Below are 376 nucleotides of genomic sequence, written 5' to 3'. Positions count from 1 at the left end.
AAAAAAAAAAAACCCCCCCCCCCCCCCCCCCCGCCCCACCCCCCCCCCCCCCCCCACCCCCCCCCCCCCCCCCCCGCCCCCCCGCCCCCCCCCCCCCCCCCCCGCCCGCCCCCCCCCCCCCCCCGCCCGCCCCCCCCCCCCCCCCCCCCCCCCCCCCCCCCCCCCCCCCCCCCCCCCCCCCCCCCCCCCCCCCCCCCCCCCCCCCCCCCCCCCCCGCCCCCCCCCCCCCCCCCCCCCCCCCCCCCCCCCCCCCCCCCCCCCCCCACCCCCCCCCCCCCCCCCCCCCCCCCCCCCCCCCCCCCCCCCCCCCCCCCCCCCCCCCCCCCACCCCCCCCCCCCCCCCCCCCCCCCCCCCCCCCCCCCCCCCCTCCCCCCC

At 95.5% G+C, this 376-nt stretch carries 1 protein-coding gene; it reads left to right on the top strand.

The features are described from left to right. Positions 1–376, top strand: a 376-nt coding sequence (locus G3N93_RS42540; RefSeq protein WP_206135029.1) for a hypothetical protein, incomplete at both ends; no start/stop codon positions are given.

Source organism: Burkholderia sp. Se-20378 (assembly GCF_017104665.1).
GTDB classification, from domain to species: Bacteria; Pseudomonadota; Gammaproteobacteria; order Burkholderiales; family Burkholderiaceae; genus Burkholderia; species Burkholderia lata.
The sequence above is the reverse complement of the archived record's forward strand: the minus strand, read 5'-3'. Positions and strand labels throughout refer to the sequence as shown.